The following is a 21823-nucleotide window of genomic DNA, read 5'->3' on the forward strand; positions in this document are numbered from 1 at the left end:
CCGCCCTTAGAGAACTGCTTTCGGGTAGGAACCCAGCACCTTGAGTGCCACCGCTTCCTGACTGATCTTTTCCAGCACACCTTTGACCAGCGGGTCGCGGTGATGGCCGACGAAGTCGATGAAGAACACGTAGGTCCATTTACCGCTGCGCGACGGACGGGTCTCGATCCGTGTCAGATCGATGCCATTGTCGTGGAACGGCACCAGCAACTCGTGGAGAGCGCCGGGTTTGTTGCTCATGGAAACGATGATCGAGGTCTTGTCGTCACCGGTCGGCGGCACTTCCTGGCTGCCGATCATCAGGAATCGCGTGGAGTTGTCCGGGCGATCCTCGATTTTCTCAGCCAGACGGGTCAACCCGTAGAGGCCGGCAGCCATGTCGCCGGCAATCGCTGCCGAGTTCCACTCACCCTTGACCCGTTTGGCCGCTTCGGCGTTGCTGGACACCGCCACGCGCTCGACATTCGGGTAATGGGCGTCCAGCCACTTGCGGCACTGGGCCAGGGACTGGGCGTGGGAATAGATGCGGCTGATGCTGTCGGTCTTGGTGTTTTCGCCAACCAACAGGTGATGGTGAATACGCAGCTCGACTTCGCCACAGATCACCATGTCGTGTTCGAGGAAGCTGTCGAGAGTGTGGTTGACCGCGCCTTCGGTGGAGTTTTCCACCGGGACCACGCCAAAGTTCACCGCACCGGCCGCCACTTCACGGAACACTTCGTCGATCGCCGCCATTGGCTTGCTGATCACCGCGTGACCGAAGTGCTTCATGGCCGCAGCCTGAGTGAAGGTACCTTCAGGGCCGAGGTAAGCCACTTTCAGCGGCTGCTCGAGGGCCAGGCACGAGGACATGATTTCGCGGAACAGCCGCGCCATCTCTTCGTTGCCCAGCGGCCCCTGGTTACGCTCCATCACGCGCTTGAGCACCTGAGCTTCACGCTCAGGACGATAGAACACCGGCACTTCGCCTTCGGCCAGCGAGGCCATCTTTACTCGCGCAACTTCCTGGGCGCAGCGTGCGCGCTCACTGATCAGCTCCAGGACCTTTTCGTCCAGAGCATCAATGCGCAGGCGCAGTGCCTTGAGTTCTTGCTCAGACATTAGCCGTGTTCCTTCTCGAACTCTGCCATGTACGAAACCAGTGCGTTGACTGCAACGATATCGACGGCGTTATAGATGGAGGCACGCATGCCGCCCACGGAACGGTGACCTTTGAGGTTCAACAGGCCACGTTCGTCGGCACCGGCCAGGAACGGCTTGTCGAGACGATCGTCGGCCAGACGGAACGGCACGTTCATCCACGAGCGGTCCGACTTGTTGATCGGGTTGCTGTACAAGCCGCTGGCGTCGATGAAGTCGTACAGCGTGCGCTGCTTCACTTCATTGAGCTTGCCGATGGCTTCGACGCCGCCCTGCTCTTTCAGCCATTCGAACACCAGGCCGGACAAGTACCAGGCCAGTGTTGGCGGTGTGTTGTACATCGAGCCGTTGTCGGCCGCGACCTTGTAGTTGAGCATGGTCGGGCAGATGGAACGGGCGTTACCCAGCAGGTCTTCGCGAACGATGTTGACGACGATGCCGCTCGGGCCGATGTTTTTCTGGGCGCCGGCGTAGATCATGCCGAAACGCGAGACATCCACCGGGCGCGAAAGAATGTCCGAGGACATGTCGGCGACCAGCGGCACATCACCGGTTTCCGGGATCCACTGGAATTCCAGGCCGCCGATGGTTTCGTTCGGCGCGTAGTGAACGTAGGCCGCATCTTTCGACAGGTTCCATTCGTTCTGACCAGGCACAGCGAAATAGTCGTAAGGCTTGGCGGTTGCGGCAACGTTGACGTGGCCGTAGCGCGAGGCTTCTTCGATCGCCTTCTGAGACCAGATACCGGTGTCGATATAGTCGGCGGTGCCGCTTTCCGGCAACAGGTTCAGCGGAATCTGAGCAAATTGCTGGCTCGCGCCACCTTGCAGAAACAGCACTTTATAGTTCGAGGGGATATTCAGCAGATCACGCAGATCCTGCTCGGCCTTGGTGGCAATGGACACGAACTCATCGCTGCGATGGCTCATTTCCATGACCGACAGGCCCTTGCCGTGCCAATCAAGGAGTTCAGCCTGGGCGCGCTTCAGGACAGCTTCGGGAAGCGCCGCAGGACCGGCACAGAAGTTATAGGCTCTCTTGCTCACATCCAATCTCGCTCTGATTTGGTGGTATCACGCAATAAATCTGTAGGAGCTGTCGAGCAGAGCGAGGCTGCGATCTTTTAGTGCTGAGCGAAAGCAAGAGCCAGATCAAGAGATCGCAGCCTCGCTTCGCTCGACAGCTCCTACATTAAAAACAATTCCGCAGTTCCCTGAGGACAAACAACAAGGGGGCGAATCTTCATCCGCCCCCTGCTTGCCCGCTTACTCCTGCGGCTCTTCGTCGGCGGCGGCGTCGAGTTGCTGGTCGTCGGCAACATCGTCGATCACGACCTCACCCTCGAACACTGCATCCTCTTCACCTGCAAGCCCTTCGCCTTCAAGCTCTTCGCCTTCGACTTCCGACGGCTCCTGAACTCGCTCCAGGCCCACCAGCGTTTCATCGTTGGCCAGCTTGATCAGGGTCACGCCCTGGGTGTTACGGCCCAGGCTGGACACTTCGTCGACGCGGGTACGAACCAAAGTACCCTGGTCGGAAATCAGCATGATTTCCTCGCCGTCGAGCACCTGGACCGCGCCGACCAGACGGCCGTTACGCTCGTTGCTGACCATGGCGATAACGCCTTGACCGCCACGTTTGTACTCAGGGAACTCGGTGATCGCGGTGCGCTTGCCGAAACCACGCGCCGAAGCGGTGAGGATCTGGCTGCCTTCTTCCGGGATCAGCATGGAAATCAGCTTCTGGCCTTCCGGCAGACGCATGCCGCGGACACCGCGAGCGGTACGGCCCATGGCGCGAACGTCGGTTTCCTTGAAGCGAGTCACCTTGCCGCCGTCGGAGAACAGCATGACTTCGCGATCGCCATCGGTAATGGCCGCAGAGATCAGTACGTCGCCTTCATCCAGCTCCAGCGCGATCAGACCGACGCTGCGTTGACGGCTGAAGGATTCCAGCGGGGTCTTCTTCACGGTGCCTTTGGCAGTGGCCATGAAGATGAAGTGACCTTCGGTGTATTCCTCGACCGGCAGCATGGTGGTGATGTATTCATCACTGTCCAGCGGCAGCAGGTTGACCAGCGGACGACCACGGGCCGCGCGGGAGGCTTCCGGGATTTCGTAGGTTTTCAGCCAGTACACTTTGCCTTTGCTGGAGAACAGCAGCAGCGTGGTGTGGCTGTTGGCGACCAGCAGGTGAGCAATGTAGTCCTCATCCTTCACGCCGGTAGCCGATTTACCTTTACCGCCACGACGCTGAGCCTGGTACGCAGCCAAAGGCTGGGTCTTGGCGTAGCCACCGTGGGAAATGGTCACGACGCGCTCTTCTTCCGGGATCATGTCGCCCAGGGTCAGGTCGAGACGGGCATCGAGAATCTCGGTGCGACGCACATCGCCGTACTCGGCACGGATCACTTCCAACTCTTCGCGGATCACTTCCATCAGGCGCGTGGCGCTGTTGAGGATGCGGATCAGCTCGCCGATCTGATTGAGGATCTCTTGATACTCGGCCAGCAGCTTTTCGTGCTCCAGACCAGTCAAACGGTGCAGACGCAGCTCCAGAATGGCTTGCGCCTGCTCTGGCGACAGGAAGTACTTGCCGTCGCGCAGACCGTATTGCGGATCGAGGTTTTCCGGACGGCACGAATCGGCGCCGGCACGTTCGACCATCGCGACCACCGCAGAGGACTCCCAAGGCGTGCTGATCAGCGCTTCCTTGGCTTCCGACGGGGTCGGCGAAGCCTTGATCAGGGCGATGACCGGGTCGATGTTCGACAGGGCAACCGCTTGACCTTCCAGGATGTGGCCACGTTCGCGCGCTTTACGCAGCTCGAACACGGTACGACGGGTCACGACTTCGCGACGGTGACGAACGAAGGCTTCCAGCAGATCCTTGAGGTTGAGTATCCGCGGACGGCCGTCGATCAGCGCGACGATGTTGATGCCGAACACGCTTTGCAGTTGAGTCTGGGCGTAGAGGTTGTTGAGGATCACCTCAGGCACTTCACCGCGACGCAGCTCGATCACGACGCGCATACCGTCCTTGTCGGACTCGTCGCGCAGCTCGGTGATGCCTTCGAGCTTCTTCTCTTTGACCAGCTCGGCGATCTTCTCGATCAGACGGGCCTTGTTCAGCTGGTAAGGGAGTTCGGTGATGACGATCTGCTGACGGCCACCGACCTTGTCGATGTCTTCGATGATCGAGCGGGCACGCATGTAAATGCGCCCGCGACCGGTGCGGTAGGCTTCGATGATGCCGGCGCGACCGTTGATGATCGCGGCGGTCGGGAAGTCCGGACCGGGGATGTATTGCATCAGCTCATCGACAGTCAGCTCCGGATTGTCGATGAGTGCCAGGCAACCGTCGATGACTTCACCGAGGTTGTGCGGCGGAATGTTGGTCGCCATGCCCACGGCAATACCGCTGGAGCCGTTGACCAGCAGGTTGGGGATCTTGGTCGGCATGACCGCGGGGATCATTTCGGTGCCGTCGTAGTTCGGCACCCAGTCCACGGTTTCTTTATGCAGGTCGGCCAGCAGCTCGTGCGCCAGCTTGGTCATGCGTACTTCGGTGTATCGCATGGCCGCGGCGTTGTCGCCGTCCACCGAACCGAAGTTGCCCTGACCGTCCACCAGCAGGTAACGCAGCGAGAATGGCTGCGCCATCCGAACGATGGTGTCGTACACCGCGGTATCACCGTGCGGGTGATACTTACCGATCACGTCACCGACAACACGGGCAGATTTCTTGTACGGCTTGTTGAAGTCGTTGCCCAGCTCGCTCATCGCGAACAGCACACGCCGGTGCACGGGCTTCAAGCCATCGCGCGCATCCGGCAGTGCCCGCCCGACAATAACGCTCATCGCGTAGTCGAGGTAGGACTGCTTCAGCTCGTCTTCGATATTGACCGGGAGGATTTCTTTGGCCAGTTCGCCCATGAGAAGCCTGATTCCTTTTTCTGGTGAAACTTCGTCACATCCATATGGGACGAACGAAGCTCGCCGGTACAGACTGAGTGCCATGCACCGACTTACGACAAATCAACGAGTTATGCCATGGATCTGCGCAGTAAAGGCAGCCACATCAGGCTACCCTGGAAACCGCCGGATGTTATCACAAGAGCCGCCACGCACCTATCCCCCAGATGCGCATGGAGCATAGTTAGTTGACCGGTGACAGGCTTGAAGGAGACGAGAGGGGCTTAGAGGCGTGATCAACCGGCATTCAACCGTATTTTTCACTTGTAAACACCGATTTCGTGCAGCCTGAATGATTTAATGCAGACGCTTGCGGCACATCAATTGAGCCATTTTCGCGGTGTCCGGACGCTCGACGATGCCTTTTTCGGTGACGATCGCATCGATCAGGTCGGCCGGGGTCACGTCGAAAACCGGGTTGAACGCTTCCACATCTGCCCCCACCCGCTTGCCGCCAACTTCCAGCAACTCGCGGCCATCACGCTCTTCGATAGGAATCTCGTCGCCACTGGCCAGATTCATGTCGATGGTCGAACTCGGCGCCACCACCATGAAGCGCACGCCGTGGTGCATGGCGTTGACCGCCAACTGGTAGGTACCGATCTTGTTCGCCACATCGCCATTGGCGGTAATCCGGTCGGCGCCGACGATCACCCAGGTCACACCCTTGGTTTTCATGATGTGCGCGGCAGCGGAATCGACATTGAGGGTCACCGGAATACCCTCATTGGCCAATTCCCACGCAGTCAATCGCGAACCTTGCAGCCATGGCCGGGTTTCGTCGGCGTAGACGCGCTCGACCATGCCTTCGATGAACGCCCCGCGAATCACCCCCAGCGCCGTGCCGAAACCACCGGTGGCCAGTGCACCGGTGTTGCAATGCGTGAGGATCGCCTGGGCGTTGCCTTGATGTTTGCGGATCAGGTCGACACCCAACTGGGCCATGGTCAGGTTGGCTTCGCGATCACTTTCGTGGATGGCGATGGCTTCGGCTTCCAGCACCGACAGCGGATCGGCGTGCTCCCTCAGGCGCTCAAGCCGCTCACGCATGCGACCCAAGGCCCAGAACAGATTGACCGCGGTCGGACGGGAGTCGGCCAGCAGCGCGAAATCCTCTTCCAGCGCCGCTTGCCAGTCGCCACCTTCGGCAAAACGGGTACGGGCCGCCAGCACCACGCCATAGGCCGCACTGATGCCAATAGCCGGCGCACCGCGCACCACCATCGAGCGAATGGCTTCGGCCACACCCGCAGCGCTGGTGTAGGCGATCCAGGTTTCCTCGAACGGCAAAATACGCTGATCCAGCAAGTACAGTGCGCCATCACGCCAATCGATGGCCTTCACCTTCTCCGCAGCCAACAGTCGATCGCGCATCCCACACCCCGCACTCATGAACAAAAGCCGCCGATTATAGCGATCCCCCCGCGAAGACGCTCGGGTATACTTCGCCATCCTTTACAAAAGCACTGGAACCGACTCTCGATGCCGACCCCCACCGCTGCGCTCGACCTATTATTGCTGCCGACCTGGCTGGTACCCGTCGAACCGGCTGGCGTGGTCCTTAAAGAGCATGCCCTGGGTATCCGCGACGGTCGTATCGTGTTTATCGGCCCACGCGCAGCAGCCTTGAAGCTTAACGCAACCGAAGTGCGCGAATTGCCGGGCATGCTGCTCAGCCCGGGCCTGATCAATGCCCACGGGCATGCAGCAATGACGCTGTTCCGTGGCCTGGCCGACGATCTGCCGCTGATGACCTGGTTGGAAAACCACATCTGGCCGGCCGAAGCCGAATGGGTCGACGAGGCGTTCGTACGCGACGGCACGGACCTGGCCATCGCCGAGCAGATCAAAGGTGGCATCACCTGCTTCTCTGACATGTATTTCTTCCCGAAGGTCGCCAGCGAACGCGTACATAACAGCGGCATTCGCGCCCAAATCGCCATTCCGATCCTCGATTTCCCGATTCCAGGCGCCAGCACGGCGGATGAAGCCATTCGTCAGGGCGTCGAATTATTCGGCGATCTCAAGCATCACGAACGGATCAAAGTCACCTTCGGCCCCCATGCCCCGTACACCGTGGGCGACGAAAACCTGGAAAAAATCCGGGTGATCGCCGAAGAGCTGGACGCCTCGATTCACATGCATGTCCACGAAACCGCCTTCGAAGTGCAGCAGTCGGTGGAGCAGCGCGGCGAACGCCCGCTGGCCCGCCTCGGCCGCCTGGGCCTGCTCGGGCCGCGCTTCCAGGCCGTTCACATGACCCAGATCAGCGATGAAGACCTGGCGCTGCTGGTAGAAAGTAACACCAATGTGATTCATTGCCCGGAGTCGAACCTGAAGCTGGCCAGTGGCTTCTGCCCGGTCGAGCGCTTGTGGCAGGCTGGGGTGAATGTGGCAGTCGGCACCGATGGCGCGGCCAGCAATAATGACCTGGACCTGCTTGGTGAAACCCGCACCGCCGCATTGCTGGCCAAGGCTGTCGCCGGCTCGGCCACCGCGCTGGACGCCCATCGCGCCCTGCGCATGGCCACGCTCAATGGCGCCCGCGCGCTGGGAATCGAAGCGCAAACCGGTTCGCTGGAAGTCGGCAAAGCGGCAGACATCGTCGCATTCGACCTGTCGGGCCTGGCGCAGCAACCGGTCTACGACCCGGTTTCGCAACTTATATATGCCACTGGCCGCGACTGCGTGAAACACCTTTGGGTCGCCGGCAAGCAACTGCTCGACGACCGCCGCCTGACCCGCCTGGATGAAGCGCAACTGTGCGCCACCGCCAAGGCCTGGGGCAGGCGCATCAGCGGCCACACCGAATCGTAAGCACCCTGGACCAACACCGGGGCAACAGAATTTTTCAAGTTTTAGAGGACTGACACCATGAGCAACGTCGACCACGCCGAAATCGCCAAATTCGAAGCCCTGGCCCATCGCTGGTGGGACCGCGAAAGCGAGTTCAAACCGCTGCACGACATCAACCCCCTGCGGGTCAACTGGATCGACGAGCGCGTCAATCTGGCCGGCAAGAAAGTCCTCGACGTCGGTTGCGGCGGCGGCATCCTCAGCGAAGCCATGGCCCAGCGCGGCGCCACCGTGATGGGCATCGACATGGGCGAAGCGCCGCTGGCGGTCGCGCAATTGCATCAACTGGAATCCGGCGTAAACGTCGAGTACCGGCAAATCACCGCCGAAGCCCTGGCCGAAGAAATGCCTGAGCAGTTCGACGTCGTCACCTGCCTGGAAATGCTTGAACACGTTCCGGATCCGTCCTCGGTGATCCGCGCCTGCTTCCGCATGGTCAAGCCTGGCGGCCAGGTGTTCTTCTCCACCATCAACCGCAATCCGAAGGCCTATCTGTTCGCCATCGTCGGCGCCGAATACATCATGAAGCTGCTGCCGCGTGGCACTCACGACTTCAAGAAATTCATCCGCCCTTCCGAGCTCGGTGCCTGGAGTCGCATGGCCGGCCTGACCGTCAAGGACATCATCGGCCTGACCTACAACCCGCTGACCAAGCACTACAAACTGGCATCCGATGTCGACGTCAACTACATGATCCAGACCCTGCGCGAGGAGTAAGCCGATGCGTATCAGAGCAGTTCTTTTCGACATGGACGGCACCCTGCTCGACACCGCGCCGGACTTCATCGCCATCTGCCAGGCGATGCGTGCCGAGCGTGGTTTGCCGCCGATGAACGACAAGCACATCCGTGACGAAATCTCCGGCGGCGCCAGGGCGATGGTTGCAGTGACTTTCTCGATGGACCCGGAATCGCCGGGCTTCGAGGAGCTGCGCCTGGAGTTTCTGGAGCGCTATGTCAAAGGTTGCGCGGTGCACAGCAAGCTCTTCGATGGCATGGGCGAATTGCTGGCCGACATCGAGAAGGCCAACCTGATCTGGGGCGTGGTCACCAACAAGCCGCTGCGCTTCGCCGAGCCGATCATGCAGCAATTGGGGCTGGCCGAGCGTTCGGCGCTGCTGATCTGCCCGGATCATGTGAAGAACAGCAAACCGGACCCGGAGCCGTTGATCCTGGCGTGCAAGATGCTCGACCTCGATCCCGCCAGCGTGCTGTTCGTCGGCGACGACCTGCGCGATATCGAATCCGGCCGCGATGCCGGCACCAGAACAGCCGCCGTGACCTACGGCTACATTCATCCGGAGGATAACCCACGGCATTGGGGCGCGGATGTGGTGGTCGATCATCCAATGGAGTTGCGCCTGGTGCTGGATAGCGCTTTGTGCAGTTGCTGATCTGACTGGCAACAGGAAGCATTTGTGGCGAGGGGGCTTGCCCCCGTTCGGCTGCGAAGCAGTCGTAAATCCAGAGAACACGGTCTGGCTGAAGGTAGCGAATGGAGGGCCGCTTCGCGACCCAACGGGGGCAAGCCCCCTCGCCACAATAAGCGCTCTTGCCACAGATGCGATGCATGCCTACGTTGAATTGTTGTGAGGTTTTTTATGTTTGATTATTCCGCCCGTCCTGAATTGCTCAAGGACCGGGTCATCCTGGTCACCGGCGCTGGCCGAGGCATCGGTGCTGCCGCCGCGAAAACCTACGCCGCACATGGCGCCACCGTGTTGCTGCTGGGCAAGACCGAAGCCAATCTGACTCAGGTCTACGACGAAATCGAAGCGGCCGGGCATCCACAACCGGTGGTGATCCCGTTCAACCTGGAAACCGCCCTGCCCCACCAATACGATGAACTGGCGGCCATGATCGAAACCGAATTCGGCCACCTCGACGGCTTGCTTCACAACGCGTCGATCATCGGCCCACGCACACCGATCGAGCAGTTGTCCGGCGAGAACTTCATGCGCGTCATGCAGGTCAACGTCAACGCCATGTTCATGCTCACCAGCACCCTGCTGCCGCTGCTCAAGCTATCGCAGGACGCCTCGGTGGTGTTCACCTCCAGCAGCGTCGGTCGCAAGGGTCGTGCGTATTGGGGCGCTTACGGTGTGTCCAAGTTCGCCACCGAAGGCCTGATGCAAACCCTGGCCGACGAAGTAGACACCGTCGCCCCCGTGCGCTCCAACAGCATCAACCCCGGCGCCACCCGCACCAGCATGCGCGCTCAGGCCTACCCTGGGGAAAATCCGCTGAACAACCCGACACCCGAGGAGATCATGCCGGTCTACCTTTACTTGATGGGGCCGGACAGTACCGGCATCAACGGTCAGGCGTTCGACGCTCAGTAATGCCCGTGCGTCGCTTTTGTGCCGCGACGACTTCCCGTCGCGGCACGCAAAGCCCGTGATAACTGTTGCTGTTTCAAGTCAAATAAATGCCAATACCCCCGACACCATCCTTCGCAACCTCCCCAACCTTGTTGATTTAGAACGCTTTTTAACCGACTGAACCGAATGGCACGACTTTCGCTCTAATTTTGCTCAGACACGCCGTGTGAAAGCAGACGGGGCAGAGCTCGAGCCGAGAGGTTACTAATCTTCGGCAAAGCGGACTAAACTCGTGCCAAATGTCCTACGGGACTGATGGACCAGTATGACGCGCAGCCCAAAGCCGCTCTCACCCAGCCTGTAAGACAGTCTTACTGTTTAGGGGCTCACGCCATATGAAATCGCCTTCCCAGACCAACGCAATTGACTTCGACAGCGCCAAATTGCAACGCCTGGGCTTTGGTCAGCAGCCTCCCCTTCTGGAGCGGCCCGTCAGTCTTGCGCAATTGCGTCAGGAGCTGGGCCTGCAACTGCAAACCAGTCTTGAGCCGCAACGCATTCTCGGACTTTTCTTCCGTGAAATTCAGCGCCTTGTACCGCTGGATGCCTTGAATTATGAGCATCAGCCCAGCGACTTGCGCCTGCAGTTCGGCCAGCGAGGTCATCATTCGATCAGCTACAGCCTCAGTCATGAAGGCGAGCAATTGGGTGAACTGGTGTTCCGTCGCAATCAGCGTTTCAGCGATGAAGAGCAAGGCCATCTGGAATCGCTGTTATCAGCGCTTCTCTACCCGATGCGCAATGCCCTGCTCTACCGTGCCGCCACCCAAAGCGCCTTGCGCGACCCGCTGACCGACACCGGCAATCGCATCGCGATGGATCAGACGCTGCAACGGGAAATCGAGATGTCGCGCCGACACTCACAGCCCCTGTCGCTGCTGATGCTGGACATCGATCACTTCAAACAGATCAACGACACCTACGGGCACAGCGCCGGCGATGAAGTGCTCAAGGCCGTCGCGGCCTCGATCAAAAGCCAGTTGCGTAACGTGGACATGGTGTTCCGGTTTGGAGGCGAAGAATTCATGATCCTGCTGTCCAACACCAGCCGGGAAGCCGCGGCCATGGTCGGCGAACGACTGCGGTTCGCTGCGCAGGCCCAGGACTATGTGGCCGAAGGCAAGACCATCGAACTGACGGTCAGCCTGGGTTGCTCGACCCTGCTGCCCGGCGAGTCTGCCGAGAGCCTGTTGCGACGAGCCGACAGTGCGCTGTATGTGGCCAAGCGCGAGGGGCGTAACCGGTTGGCGATGGCGGGGTAGATATTTTCGAAGAGATCGCAGCCTACGGCAGCTCCTACAAGCTGCCGTAGGCTGCGTCTTTTAGCTCTCGGCCAACGCCATCCGCTCACGGACTACCGGGGCTTTTGCCGCCAGTTCCAACTGCATGCATCGCTCCAGGAACAGGTACATGTAGTCGTAACTTTTGCAGACTGCCTGACGCAATTCCATTTGCAGGGATTTGCTCGGGTTCAGCCCCGCCAGGGTGCAGATGATTTCCAGCGCTTCCCAAGGATGGGCATCGTCGTACTGGGCGTGCATCTTCAACCACTTCATGGCCCGCTTGCGATCTTCCTCGGGGAACGATGCCGCATAGACACCACTGGAACAGACCAGCGCCGACCACTCCCCGGTAGCACCCTCGATGGCATAGTTGGTGGCGGCGATAGCCACGATCAACGAGTCCGACGAACTGGTGTGCCAGCACCAGTGACTCAAGGCGTGAAGTTCAGGGGCAACCTGTTGCGCCTGCAGATCTTCCAGGCTGATACCGTGAGCACGGCTCCAGTGCACCCAGTAATCGGCATGGTTCAGTTCGACGCGAATATTGCGCATCAGCCAGCGACGCGCCATGTCTTCGCCAGGGTGGCGTGCAAAACGGGTCTTGGCCAGGTTCTGTGCCATGTATAAGGCGAACTGTTCGACCACCGGCCAGCCACCAATGAGGTACTGACGCATGGTCTTTGCGCTGAGCTTGTTATCGCGCATCCGCTGGTACAGTTCATGTTCGACGACGCGGCGCTTGCTCTCACTGCAATCCTGAATCAATTGCTGAGCCCAGGCGGGGTAACTTGCAGCTTCCATGAGGGGTCCGGTTCTGTTGAATGTGTCGATCACTGTCGCGCTCCTTTTGATTGTGATTTCAAGATCGACAGGAGCTTTCAACGGAATGTGCCGGGCGCCTTGAATAACAAAGGCCGGGGTCTGGCAGGACGACTTTGTAAACTGTCGCAGGTAAACAGATGCGGGCGTTCAATCAGATACCCTTGAGCGTAATCCACCCCGATCTCCAGCAATGCCTGCTCGATCTGAGGTGTTTCAACGAACTCGGCAATCGTGCGCTTACCCATGACATGCCCGATGTGATTGATCACTTCGACCATGGCGCGGTTAATCGGGTCGTCCAGCATATCCTTTACGAAACTCCCGTCGATCTTCAGGAAGTCTACAGGTAAATGTTTCAGGTAAGCGAATGAGGACATACCGGCACAGAAGTCATCTAATGAGAAGTGGCAACCTAAGCCTTTGAGTTCATTAATAAATCTAATTGCGCTAGGCAAATTGGAAATCGCGCTGGTTTCTGTAATTTCAAAACAAATCATTTCAGGCGGAATTGAATATGCAACAAACTGTTCACGAAGGAAGTCCAGAAACGCCTCATCTCCGATAGTAATACCTGACAGATTTATCGCACACATGGCCAGCGGCTCTTCGCCCTCTTGGGCGATGGCCTGGGCAATGACCTTGAAAACGTTCTCCACCACCCAGCGGTCAAGCGACGTCATCAAACCATAACGCTCGGCGGCCGGAATGAAACTGTCCGGCAGAATCATGCGCCCGGCTTCGTCATGCAGGCGCAGCAGGATTTCGATATGTCCGCCGTCCCGCTCGCCAAGACCCAGAGGCGCGATTTCCTGGGAGTACAGGCAAAAGCGGTCCTCCTCCAACGCCATGTGCAGGCGCTGCACCCAAGCCATCTCGCCATAGCGCAGGGACAGTTCCGAATCGTCGGCGTGATAGACCTGAACCCGGTTGCGGCCCTTTTCCTTGGCCATGTAACAGGCCATATCAGCGGCTCGCAGCGAGGCCTCGAGGGTGGCCGGACTCTGAGTGACGTGCACCAGACCAATGCTCACCGTGGTCACGAACGGTCGGCCTTTCCAGACAAAATGCAGGTTCTGCACAGTCTGGCGCAGGACTTCGGCAATTTTCTCAGCCGCTTCCGGCGCACAGTTTTCCAACAGAATGCCGAACTCGTCACCCCCCAATCGGGCCAGGGTGTCGCCTTCGCGCAATCCTGATTGCAGCAACGCACAAATATGCCGCAACAACTCATCGCCGGCAGCATGACCGCAGGTGTCGTTGACCAGTTTGAATTGATCCAGATCGAGGAACATCAAGGCGTGACGCCCCGCTTGTCGCATCAGGCTATGCAGGGCCTGTTCCAGGCGATATTCGAATTCGCGGCGGTTGGTCAGCCCGGTCAAGGCGTCATGGGTCGCCTGCCAGGACAGATTGGCGATGTACTGCCGCTCCTGGGTCATGTCATGCAGCACCAGCACGGTGCCACTGACCTTGCCCGCGTTACGGATCGGCGCACCGACCAGGGTGACCGAAACCGTGCTGCCATCCAGTCGCTGGATCAGTTTGGAATGTTCGCTGCCGCCGCTGAGCTGGCCGCTCAAAATGTGTTCGATCAAGGTAAAACCGTCGGCCTGAGCGTTCTCGTCCAGCAGATTGAACAGCGCCGCCAATGGCAACCCCGTCGCCTGTTCGGCCTTCCAGTGAGTCAAGGCCTCGGCGGCCGGGTTCATGTAGGCAATCGCGCCCTCGACGTCGGTGGTGATCACCCCGTCGCCAATCGATTGCAGGGTGATCTGCGCCCGGTCTTTCTCCAACTGCAAGGCATCGGCGAAGGCATGCCGCTGTTCGAGCAGTTTGTGGGTACGCAGCAACGCCAGCACGATCAGGCCCAGCGCGGTGGCGAGGTTCGTCGCCAGCAGCAGCCGGAGAATCATGCGCGAGCCCTCGCCCAAGGCATCGCTGAACGCTTTGGCAGGGGGCGTCACACCATCGTTGATGGCCAAAATCTGCACCTTCCAGCGCTTGATGTCGGCATCGGTGGCCTGGTTATCGACGATACCCTGATGCATTTCCCGCGCGACGTCATCGAGCCGCACCAGGTACGCGTCACCGATCGTCCAGAGCTCGATGGCTTTTTCCAGGTAACTGAAATGCCGGAAATTGAGGTACAGCCAAATCAGGCTGGGGACGTCGTCCGGGTGATTGCCGCCCTTGAGAATCGCGAGCCGCGCGGCCTCGATATTCGGTGGCTGATGATCCAGCGCCATACGCAACTCATGGCCGCCCTGAGGCACGGCAATCGCGTTCTGGTATTTGAGAAAAATCGTCTCGTCGCGACTGTCGGCGTAGAGATTGAGGTAATAGATGGCGTCTTTCTGGCCCTTGGACCACAGGCTCTCACCGCCGACGTAGCCACGAACCGCTGAAAGAACGTAAAGACTGACGCCGCCCAACAGTGCCTGAAACAACACAACGGCAATAAATGGCCAGACGATGCCCAACAGCCGTGGCGTTCCGAGAGTCCGCGCTTGATTCATGAGGTCCCTTGTTTTAGCACCGCCAGATCATCATCCAACGTGATCGCTACAGCTAGACTAGGGTGCGTTCTCGAAACCGGCAAGCAGAGGATCGACCTCAACGCCGTACACGTGCGCCCCATATAGATATATACCGCCAAGGCCAGTTTGGAGATCTGTTTACTGGGCACTTCGGGCTCCCCCTATCCGTTACGGGATCCCTTTCAAAGGAGTGCAACATGACAGAGACGTCTTCACCTTCACCCGATCAACCGGCGCTGTCACCGGCAGACGAAGAATTTCGCGCCAGACAGGCTCTGGGACTCGACGACGGCCCGGATATCGAAAACTTCGGCCTGCGCACCACCGCCCAGGATCGACGAGGGTTCAAGCTTATTCAACGCGGGGCCCCCAACCTCGCGCAACACATGACCATCGACACTTACAAGGCAAAACGCATCGATGTTCAAATCACCAACATCGTGAAGGCTTTCCTGAATGGCAAGCGTTCGTTAATCGGTCATCTCGGCGCCTCTGTACTGGCTTCCACCTCCATGGATCAACTGCGAGCAACGCCGTCAGTATTCCTCCAGCGAATACTGAACACAGTCGAAGCGAAAGAGCTGGGGGACAGGCTGCTCAAGATGCTCAGGTGGTATGGCGCAGGCCCTGGCGAACAAACTTCGGCGTCCGTGCGCCATCAGCTCGTATGCAAAGCCATATGCCTTTACTTGCAAGCCCCGTCAGCGGATGAGCCGCAGGAAGTCGCCGGATTCCGCTGGCAAGACACGGCTCACTGGGGCAAAAGCTACCAGGCCCTGCGCAGCGATTTTGAACAGCACTTGCTGCGCACCAACCGGGTGACCGATGCAAAAGAGGCGGCCTTTCTCGCGCGGGTGTTCGAGACCCGCCTCTCAAAGGACTTCGCTGTGCGCGATATCCCGTCCGACCTTCCTTACAAAAGTTCGGTGGTGTGGGTGAACTTCATGCACGGCGTGCTGCTGGCAGATGAACTCGGCCTTGATCGATTGCAAGCGCTGTCCTTTCAACAACTCGTCGACTTGCCCCTGAGCCGGAGCGCCGACGCCTCGCCCGAACAACTTGAGCAGATAACTCGACTGAGGATGGGGCCGGCACTGGAATGGGCGGTCTGCTGCGGCATCGTTCAATCGCGAACAAAATCCGATTACGATGAGGACGATATGAAACGGGCGATGGCGGCGCTGGAAAGCCACAGCAAGAGCCTGAACAACGCCATTATGGCACTGGACTTGCCACCCCCTGAAAGATTGAAGATGGCCAAACGGGTAAAGGATGATCTGTTTGGCGAGGCCATGTTCGAATCGGACGGGCTCAAGTTGCTGCGCGATGATCCACCGAGCGGCGGCCCCAAAGACACGCCCTCATTGAAGCTGCCAGGCTATGCATTCCTGGATGTCTATGCCGACGGCCAATTCGATGACAAGAGAAAATGGTTTGTAACCCGGTCCGACGGAAAAACACGAACCCGTCACTGGATCAAGATCGACGACAAGCGAATCCTGCGTCATGAGGAACTCTTTCGCAAGGATCATGAGGGGATCGAAAGGCGTGTGATTACCAGATACGGAGGCAAGACGTTGCCCGATATCAACACGCAGTTTGAAACAGACTTCACAAACTACCTCTCGAAAATCAGGACGGCCTATCAGCCCCTGATCGCCAGTTTGCTGACCTCACTGCCACTGACCGACCGCCAGGCCCTTGAACGGGGTGACGTCCGCTTGCTGAGCCTGCACCTGGACGAAAAACTCATCAAGGCAAGGGGAGACATCCGGCCAAGAAAAGGTTTCGTTCTACAGGTGACCCACAATCATGAAATTACCTATTACGAACTGATCCCGAATGCTGGCGTCATTCGTCGTCGACCCCACCTGAGAGTTTCAACAGTCAACGGGGTTCGCACCACGTTTCCATTGCACGCCTCGATCCCCGGACAAACATATACTGCTGAAATCAGCACTACGCTGCTTCTCGATTGGGCCGCTCACTTAAATGGCACGCAGCCTGCTGACAGAGCGTACTGCGTGGCGATCCTCGGCGTGGTAGGCGACGTGCCCACAGTTGTATCGCCAATCGCAGCCGTTAGCGATAGCGAAGTAACAGCGCTGGCATCCTCCCGTTTGAATGCAGTGGCCCACTACATTGCAACGAACTTCCTGTTCGTCGACGAACAGCTGTTGCGTACCCAGTCTCGCGGCGTGACGGCATTCGACACCATCAGGACCAGAAGCGAACAAAGGATCAGTACGACCCTGGAAATAGCCAAAGGGCTTGTACCCTTCTGGGGCAGTATCGAGGACATTTTGTCGGGCAAAATTGAGCAGATACTCATAGGCGTAGCCGGAGTCGTGCTGGACCTGGCTTCATTCCTCACCCCAGTCGGGAAATTCATGTCAGGTTCGGTGCGGCTGATCAGGGCGGGCGCCAAAGCCTCGCAAATGACCGTCAAAGCAAGTCTGCCTTCCTTTTCAACATTGACCCGAAAACTCCTGACCGCTTCCCTGAGCAACCTCAATCCGCTGGATGGGGTCCCGACACTACTCAAGACACTGGGAAGCGGTGCGTGGAAAGGACTGCATACGGCGGGACGCATTGGTGTTAGCGGGTTCAAGAAACTGACAGGACACGCCGACAGCTACCGACTGGTGCACAACCTGCCCCAGACAACCGATCCGGGGCGCTGGAAGCCGCTGGCAAGCGGTGATCGACTGGCAACGGTCAACGGTGTCGATGATGTACTTGTGCGCAATACCAGCCCATCGGACCTGACCCGATTCCACCCCGTTGATCCAGTGACATCCTTGCCCTACGGCCCCCGCCTGCACAATCACAGCAAAAACCTCGTACAGGGCCGGTCAACCTTCAAAACGTTATCTCCTACCGAATCCCACGTCCTGGTAGAACTTCCGAAAGACGCCCATGTCCGTGAAGTACTTGAGGTCGATGGTCGAACCACACTGTTCGTTGATGACATTCCCTATCGACTGGACGGCAACCAACTGCGCCGTGCCGACTTGATTGATGATCAGGCAATGTTCAGATCCTTGCCTTGCCGGGTACGTCGCGCCCCTGGTCCCGAGCTGTGTCAAACAAGCTACGTCACTCGCGACCCGGCTCCTACCCCTGCTATCGCTACTTTCGATGAAACCAAAGGCTGGGCCCCCTGGTTCGGAGACGCCATTTACACCCCCGCAACAGGCAGGGCACCGATGCAAGTGTCCTCAATAGCTGCCAATTCATCCCTCAAGGCCGTACTGGAGTTTCAGAAAGGGATGTATGGGCGGGTCATGGTCAGCGTTCCCGTATCCGGGCAAAAACTCGTCGATAAATTTCGCGTGGGCGCAACTATCGTAGAGTCAATCGACGGTTCAAAACATTACGTGTTCACGCGGCTGAGCGCGGGAGACTTTTACGTTACCTCGCGCGCAAAGGGCCAAAGCGTTAAAGACCTCCTGACCTTCAGAAAAGCCGACACCCTTCCTGACGAACTGAGGAAAGAGTTAATGGTGGTGTACACCGGCTCACTGAACTCCAATAACATGGTAAGAATCCATGGCCAGGAAGCGGTGGAGCGCGCATTGAGAGCCATGGATGAAATTGCCATTTCGATCGGTAGCCATGCCAATCCGCCCGATACGCTCAGATTGCTCAAGGTCGATACCAGCCCAGCAGAAGCGGCCCTGTTCGATCACTCCACAAGAATGATCATCAGGAACTCCACCGATGGCGCCGCGACCTGGTCCTTGTCCAAGGCTACGCCGGACAGCGTGCGGGATACGACTGCGGAGGTTTTCAACACACTGTTTCAGAAAACCGTCATAACCTTGGAGTCGTCGGTTCAGGGCGGACCCAAGGCATTAAAAATCGATGACACAATGCGGCAACTACAAGAACTTATCAGGCAAAAAACCGGTCGGCCTTTGCACAACCCCAGGAACATTGCGTTCGTCGAAATCAAGACCAAGGCAGGGGTGCGTGAAGTGTATGTCAGCGTATCCGGTAGCAAGCGTGACACCGGCTTTTTGCCGTTGTTTGCCAAAAACAGAAATATGGATGAAGTAAAAGTCGGCAGTACGAGTTACTTCAATATAGATAATGGAATGCGCTTCCCGGAGACGGCACTTAGCGTAACTTCCCAAGGCAAGCTACAGGCGATCCCCCACACCATCGACAATATTGAGACGTACACGCCTGCGCTCACATCTCGCCCCACTTCGCTGGACACCGAAAGCAAGCTCATCAGCGTCATACGAACCAAATACCCTGACCCTAAAGATCTTGATTCCATCACGATAGCCACCACTATGGCGCCTTGCGACTCATGCGCCGTCGTCATGAAGCAATTTGGTTATGACGGTAGCCCTGGTGCACTGCAAGTGACCTGGAAATGACTTCGCGACTTTATCAGTGCTGCTGCAAATGCCCATACAGCTTGGCGTACAAACCACCATCGGCAATCAACTGCTGATGGTCGCCATCCTCGGCAACCTGCCCGCCATCGAACACCAGCACCCGATCGGCCTGCTTCACGGCCGACAATCGATGCGCAATGATCAACGTGGTGCGGTGGCTCAAGAACCGCGCCAGCGCCTGGTGCAGGTTGTACTCAGTGGCCGCGTCCAGCGCGGACGTGGCTTCGTCGAGGATCACCACTTTGGGCTCGGCCAACACCATTCGGGCAATCGCCAGGCGTTGACGCTGCCCGCCGGATAAACGCACGCCGGATCGCCCGACGATACTGTCCAGGCCATTGGGCAGTTCACGCACCGTGTGTTGCAACTGAGCAATTTCCAGTGCCTGCCAGCAGGCCTCGTCACTGCGTTCGCGGCCCATGGTCAGGTTGGCGCGCACGGTGTCGTTGAACAGGGCGGGATGTTGCAGGACCACGGCGACATTTTCGCGCACGGTTTCCAGGCCGATCTCTTGCTGAGTCGAACCACCGAAACGGATGGTCCCGGCCAGCGGCGTGTACAAGCCCAGCAGCAACTGCACCAGAGTACTTTTGCCTCCACCGCTGGCGCCGACAATCGCGACTTTTTCACCGGGGGCAATCGACAGATTCATTTGGTTCAGCACCAACTCGTCGCCGTAGCCGAAACTCAGTCCCTGAACTTCGATGCCCACCGTGTCGCGCCCCTGAAACGGGTCGACGCTGCCGGTGTATTGCGGCTCGTCGGCACGGGCCAGCAACTCGTTGATCCGCGACAGCGCACCGCCGGCGGCGTAAAAGGCGTACTGCAGATTGAGCAGCTGTTCCACCGGACCGATCATGAACCACAGGTAACTGAACACCGCCAGCATCTGGCCTATGGACAGGTCGGAAAACAGCACGGTGAGCATGGCCGCGGCGCGGAAAATATCGATGCCGAACTGGAACAGCAAACCGCTGGCCCGATTCGATGCATCGGTTTTCCACTGCGAGCTCACCGCGTAATCGCGCACTTCCCGCGCTCGCTGCCCCAACCGTCCGAGGAAAAAACCCTGACGATTACCGGCACGCACTTCCTGGATGGCGTCCAGGGTTTCGGTCAAGGCTTGGGTGAAGCGTGAGGTGCTGTCGTTCTCGAGCTTCTTCAGATGTTTGACCCGCTTGCCCAACTGCACCGTGGCGTAGATCACCAGCGGGTTGAACAGCAGAATCAGCAGCGCGAGTTTCCAGTGCATCCACATCAGGATCGATGCGGTGCCCACCAGTGTCAGCATCGCCACGAGGAAACGACTGAGGGTTTCGCCGACGAATTTGTCCAGCGTGTCCAGGTCGGTGACCAGATGCGTGGTCACCGTGCCACTGCCCAGGCTTTCGTATTCGCCCAGCGAGATGCGCTTGAGCCGGTCGATCAACCGCACCCGAATCCGATACACGATGTCCTTGGCCAGCGCCGCAAACAATTTCGCCTGCACCACGTTGAACAACAACGCGGCGCAACGCAGCGCCAGGGTCACCAGCAGCATCAGACCGATATAACCCGCGGCTTTCTGCCAGACGTCGGGCAGTGCGTGGTTCATGACTTTCAGTGCAACGTCACCGTGGCCCAGCAGCACTTCGTCCACCAGCAACGGCAACAGCAACGGGATCGGCACGCTGCACAGCGTTGCCAATACCGCAACGCCGTTGGCGATCCACAGGGATTTTTTATGGTGTAGGGCCAGGCGGCGGACTTCCGCCCAGCTCAGCCGATCGACACGTTTGGGAGCTGCTGCATCATCGGGCAGATCATGCACAGGCAGCGCGCTCCAGCCAGCGGCCGAGCAACGGTGACAACTCGCTCAAGGGCTGATAGCCATTGGTCAGCAGCGCCAATTGACCATTGCGCTCTGCCAGCAAGGTCGGAAAACCGGCAATACCCAGGTCCTGGACCCAAGTGAAATCGGCGGCGGTCGCAGCGTGCTGATCGGCACGATCGAAGGCTGCGGCAAATTCGATGCGTGGCAAACCGGCCTGCTCCGCCAGTTCCACCAACACGCTGGCACGGGTAACGTCGCGACCTTCAGCATAGAACGCATGCTGGATCAGCCCGAGCAGTGTCCAGGCGCAATCCGGCGCCAGGCTGCGCGCAGTCACCAGCGCCCGACAGGCAGGCTCGGTGTCGTAGACAAACCCGTCGGGCAACGCGCCTTCAAACTTGAACGGCTGGCCGGTGGCCTCGTGAACCGCCTGCCAGTGCTCAAGGATATAGCGCCGGGTGGTCGGCTCCAGCGCCGCGCCACTGCCGGTGCGCAAACCACCCACCACCAGATGCAACTCCACACCCGCCGCCTGCGCCTGCTCAACCAGCGCTTTGGCCACCGGAGCGAAGCCCCAGCACCAGGAACACATCGGATCCATCACAT

14 protein-coding genes are annotated in these 21823 nt (G+C 58.9%); 6 read left to right on the forward strand and 8 right to left on the reverse strand.

The genetic code is table 11. The annotated features are described in order from the left end of the window. Positions 1–6 precede the first annotated feature (6 nt). The 4 genes from pheA to mtnA form a co-directional block, all read right to left on the reverse strand. Positions 7–1101, reverse strand: coding sequence for a prephenate dehydratase (gene pheA, locus AC1DQM_RS27215; RefSeq protein WP_007899727.1), 1095 nt, complete (start codon positions 1099–1101; stop codon positions 7–9). Beyond that, the gene (gene serC, locus AC1DQM_RS27220; RefSeq protein ID WP_086944626.1) at positions 1101–2186 is read right to left on the reverse strand and encodes a 3-phosphoserine/phosphohydroxythreonine transaminase; all 1086 of its coding nucleotides are present in this window, start codon (positions 2184–2186) and stop codon (positions 1101–1103) included. The genes pheA and serC overlap by 1 nt, the downstream gene beginning before the upstream one ends. A gap of 219 nt (positions 2187–2405) precedes the next feature. Next, positions 2406–5075 (reverse strand): DNA gyrase subunit A, encoded by a 2670-nt coding sequence (gene gyrA / locus AC1DQM_RS27225; RefSeq protein ID WP_204124572.1) that lies wholly within the window; start codon positions 5073–5075, stop codon positions 2406–2408. A 336-nt stretch (positions 5076–5411) separates the two neighbouring features. After that, positions 5412–6488, reverse strand: coding sequence for an S-methyl-5-thioribose-1-phosphate isomerase (mtnA, locus tag AC1DQM_RS27230; RefSeq protein ID WP_018929856.1), 1077 nt, complete (start codon positions 6486–6488; stop codon positions 5412–5414). Between the two features lie 108 nt (positions 6489–6596). On the opposite strand from mtnA, the gene AC1DQM_RS27235 reads away from it, so the two are divergent. From AC1DQM_RS27235 to AC1DQM_RS27255, 5 genes are all read left to right on the forward strand, one after another. Continuing rightward, complete coding sequence (locus AC1DQM_RS27235) at positions 6597–7931, forward strand: TRZ/ATZ family hydrolase (protein WP_477747120.1); 1335 nt, start codon at positions 6597–6599, stop codon at positions 7929–7931. 57 nt (positions 7932–7988) lie between these two features. After that, complete coding sequence (ubiG, locus tag AC1DQM_RS27240; RefSeq protein WP_018929858.1) at positions 7989–8687, forward strand: bifunctional 2-polyprenyl-6-hydroxyphenol methylase/3-demethylubiquinol 3-O-methyltransferase UbiG; 699 nt, start codon at positions 7989–7991, stop codon at positions 8685–8687. A gap of 4 nt (positions 8688–8691) precedes the next feature. After that, positions 8692–9363, forward strand: a complete 672-nt coding sequence (gene mupP / locus AC1DQM_RS27245; RefSeq protein ID WP_018929859.1) for an N-acetylmuramic acid 6-phosphate phosphatase MupP — start codon at positions 8692–8694, stop codon at positions 9361–9363. Positions 9364–9570: 207 nt separating this feature from the next. Next, positions 9571–10311, forward strand: a complete 741-nt coding sequence (locus tag AC1DQM_RS27250) for a YciK family oxidoreductase (protein ID WP_007939907.1) — start codon at positions 9571–9573, stop codon at positions 10309–10311. A gap of 374 nt (positions 10312–10685) precedes the next feature. Next, entirely contained in the window at positions 10686–11612 is a 927-nt protein-coding gene (locus tag AC1DQM_RS27255; protein WP_018929860.1) for a GGDEF domain-containing protein, read from the forward strand. Between the two features lie 60 nt (positions 11613–11672). Here AC1DQM_RS27255 and AC1DQM_RS27260 read toward each other — a convergent pair whose 3' ends face one another. Beyond that, the gene (locus AC1DQM_RS27260; protein ID WP_218584820.1) at positions 11673–12434 is read right to left on the reverse strand and encodes an iron-containing redox enzyme family protein; all 762 of its coding nucleotides are present in this window, start codon (positions 12432–12434) and stop codon (positions 11673–11675) included. 77 nt (positions 12435–12511) lie between these two features. After that, complete coding sequence (locus AC1DQM_RS27265; protein WP_436275193.1) at positions 12512–14971, reverse strand: EAL domain-containing protein; 2460 nt, start codon at positions 14969–14971, stop codon at positions 12512–12514. Between the two features lie 218 nt (positions 14972–15189). Between AC1DQM_RS27265 and AC1DQM_RS27270 the strand changes: the two genes are divergently transcribed. After that, entirely contained in the window at positions 15190–19383 is a 4194-nt protein-coding gene (locus AC1DQM_RS27270) for a deaminase domain-containing protein (protein WP_442115276.1), read from the forward strand. Positions 19384–19396: 13 nt separating this feature from the next. Here the strand turns inward: AC1DQM_RS27270 and AC1DQM_RS27275 are convergent, their stop codons facing one another. Together AC1DQM_RS27275 and AC1DQM_RS27280 are read right to left on the reverse strand one after the other, a co-directional pair. Then, positions 19397–21214, reverse strand: a complete 1818-nt coding sequence (locus tag AC1DQM_RS27275; RefSeq protein WP_086944622.1) for an ABC transporter ATP-binding protein — start codon at positions 21212–21214, stop codon at positions 19397–19399. Beyond that, positions 21207–21809, reverse strand: a complete 603-nt coding sequence (locus AC1DQM_RS27280) for a DsbA family protein (protein WP_172901241.1) — start codon at positions 21807–21809, stop codon at positions 21207–21209. The genes AC1DQM_RS27275 and AC1DQM_RS27280 overlap by 8 nt, the downstream gene beginning before the upstream one ends. Positions 21810–21823: the final 14 nt, after the last annotated feature.

The organism is Pseudomonas sp. 01L34 (assembly GCF_056400265.1).